This window comes from Mesorhizobium sp. DxT, assembly GCF_058448885.1.
On the sequence record NZ_JBZFLJ010000026.1, the window covers coordinates 1 to 2,627 of the forward strand.

The 2,627-nt window shown below is 58.9% G+C and carries 3 protein-coding genes; 1 reads left to right on the top strand and 2 read right to left on the bottom strand.

All coding sequences use genetic code 11. The features are described 5' to 3' along the window. Positions 1-389: 389 nt before the first annotated feature. Together ACVJNE_RS24195 and ACVJNE_RS24200 are read right to left on the bottom strand one after the other, a co-directional pair. Positions 390-590 (bottom strand): hypothetical protein, encoded by a 201-nt coding sequence (locus ACVJNE_RS24195; RefSeq protein WP_499569274.1) that lies wholly within the window; start codon positions 588-590, stop codon positions 390-392. A gap of 418 nt (positions 591-1,008) precedes the next feature. Continuing rightward, positions 1,009-1,164 carry a hypothetical protein gene (locus ACVJNE_RS24200; RefSeq protein ID WP_499569275.1) on the bottom strand — a complete coding sequence of 52 codons (156 nt, stop codon included), beginning with the start codon at positions 1,162-1,164 and terminating at the stop codon, positions 1,009-1,011. A 275-nt stretch (positions 1,165-1,439) separates the two neighbouring features. On the opposite strand from ACVJNE_RS24200, the gene ACVJNE_RS24205 reads away from it, so the two are divergent. Continuing rightward, on the top strand, positions 1,440-2,123 hold the full coding sequence (locus ACVJNE_RS24205) for a hypothetical protein (protein WP_499569276.1): 684 nt from the start codon (positions 1,440-1,442) through the stop codon (positions 2,121-2,123). Positions 2,124-2,627 lie beyond the last annotated feature (504 nt).

Here is a 2,627-nt window from a genome sequence, read left to right on the forward strand (position 1 = left end):
CAACCGTAGACACAGAAACTGACACCTCCGCCAATCCCTGCCTTCATACAAGACGCCCAACCGAAACGTCAGGCGGCCCAGACTTCGCGCTTACACTTGATTTCAGAGGTCAATTTCCTGGGGCTACGGAGCGTTAAGGAAGAGGGCTCCGATATATTCTGATCACCGGCCGTCTCGCCGCAACATGCCGGGAGGGTTCACCCCTATTGGACAATGACTCAAAATGCCAAGCTGCGGGTGAACGGTCGTTCTGTAGTGGTTATGGTAGCAAGATGTATTATTGCCGACAGCCTCAAGCGTGAGCCTGTTGGCGTTGGCAGTGCATTTTCACATAGCCCTTATCATGCTGCGGGTCGATCCTACACTGCGGATTCGCCCCAACAGATTCTTCAATTCTTATCAGGGAAGAACTTCTTGAGATCATCGGGAATCTCGATCTGCGCAATGGCCTCAAGATAGGCCGTCGCGTCCGCGCCTCGGTCTTCTGCCTGTGCAGCGATTACCTGCCTGATGAGAAGCCGAAGTTCTGCCACCTCGAATTTGAGGTCGACGATCAGGCGGCGAATGCTCTCGTACTGTTCCCTAGTCATTCGAAAATTAGGACGCCTCTTACAAGGAGCTGTCAAGTACTCTGCGGTGTCGCGATGAGTTAGCTGACCAGGCCAAGCTACTCGCATCGTAGGACCGTAGTCAGATGAAGACAGTCCCGCACGGTTGAGGTGCCGATTGCGAAGGGTTTGTCGTCTTTCACCCATTGTGACGCGATTGCATGCCTATCGGCCGTGCCGCTGGCGGAGAGCACATGAGCGCTCCCTTCCCCCGTACAGAAACACAGCGTCCGACAACCAACTGGCAGCAAGAGACCGCACCAATCGCTTTAGGCAAAGGGCGGCATCAAAGAGCGTTCGCGGGTGAACGACCCAGACACCGGGCCACTTGTTGATGGGGCGCACGGTTGTACGCGAGACCCTTTCCTCTCCGCGGTCGAAGTGGTCGGCCGGTTCTGCGTCAGGTCTTCTTCGACGAGCGCGCCAGACGTACACCGGGGCCGCCGCCGTTCTCCGGAATGAACTCGATGCCGGCGGTTTCGAGCGCATGGCGGATCGACAGTAAGTTTGCCGGTGTCGTTGAAGGCAATCCATCGTCGGCTTCTGCACGCCTCACAGTAGCAACGCCTACATTGGCGGCACTTGCCAGCTCCAGTGCGCTCCAACGTACTAACGCGCGTGCGGCCCTAATCTGCGCTCCTGTGATCGTATTCATATCATATGATTTCAAATTGATCTTCCGTTGGACGTATGATAGAACCCGTTTGGTAAGCGCGTTCCGTATTTGCTGAGGCCGCCGAGAGGTAGGAACGCAAATTAGAATGCGGCTGGTCGATGTGCGGCTACACATCGTCCAGCCTAACCACAACCAAGCTGTTAGGAGCTCGGATCATGGCTGATTCCGACAATACACGAGTCTGTCCTTCGGTCACGCGTCGGCTGGCGCTTCGCGGCGCCGCCGCCGCTGGGTGCGCGGTGTTCGGAGAAGCTGCACAGGCGCGCGGTATTTCAGCGCTGGATACGGCAACTGCTATCGACGATCCTGCCGTGTCCCTCTGGCGGGATTGGGCAGCGACAGACGAACGGGTTCAGCGTCTCGGTCGGCGGCAGCAGGAGCTGGAAGTCGAACTTGCGGAGCGCGTGAACGGTCTGGGAACACTGGTCAGTGTACCGGAAGGGGAGCCAGTCTATGTCTGTTCAACACATGCGCTCGATCGATTGATCGGAGAGAGAACGGACATGGCAGCTATTCGTTTGCAGGCTGAAGCCGAGCTTGCTCAGCAGCAGGCTCGGTTTGAAGCAGCTGCTGACGAGATAGGCTACTTCTCCAGCATGAAGGCAGAACAGCAGGCGTTCAGTCGGGCCGAAGCTCTTCTTGAGGCAATGGCTGCAACACGGGCAGCCTCGCTTGCCGGAGTGGCCGGCAAGCTTGATGCGGTCGTGCGCTGGGGCGAGGCGTGGGCCGAATATCCGTCGGCGTTTCCCTGGCAGCAAATCCGATCGGCACACGGCGATCTAGTCGCACTTGGGCGACAGACGGTGCCGGACGCGTTCTTTCCTGGCGCCTGGCTGTAAAGGCGCCAGCCGGCTCGGCCCAACCAGGCGTGAGAGGTTCTTCGGGCGTTGTGGTTGGATGCGTGTGGTTGCGCATTGAACCCCCCGTCATGAATGCGCGAGAAAGCGCGCCGGTGACGCGGATGTCACTCCCGGCAACCGAACCCCGGCGACGCCCGCCATCTTGTCCGCTCCCGCCCTGCATCGGCGGACAGGTATCAGGTCAGGCAGGGTTGGCCTGAAGTTTCCGGGCAAGGAAGCGAGGGTCAAAAAGGCCGGCCAGGGCCACGTTGGTCTGGCAGCAGCCCTGGCCGGCATTCACCGACCGTCAGCAGGTGGCTCGGCACGATCTTGAGTATGCTAATCTTTCGGATCGCTGGGACCCACCAGGCCGACGCTTGTGTGGAAGTGACTGAAGCCGAAGACCCTGTGTCAATGCCGCGCGAATTTCCCCCAAAAGTGCCGAAGTAAAATTCCCCAGTTCGGCCGCTCAGCTTGTCGCGGAGAGTTGCGGATTTTTCGGCG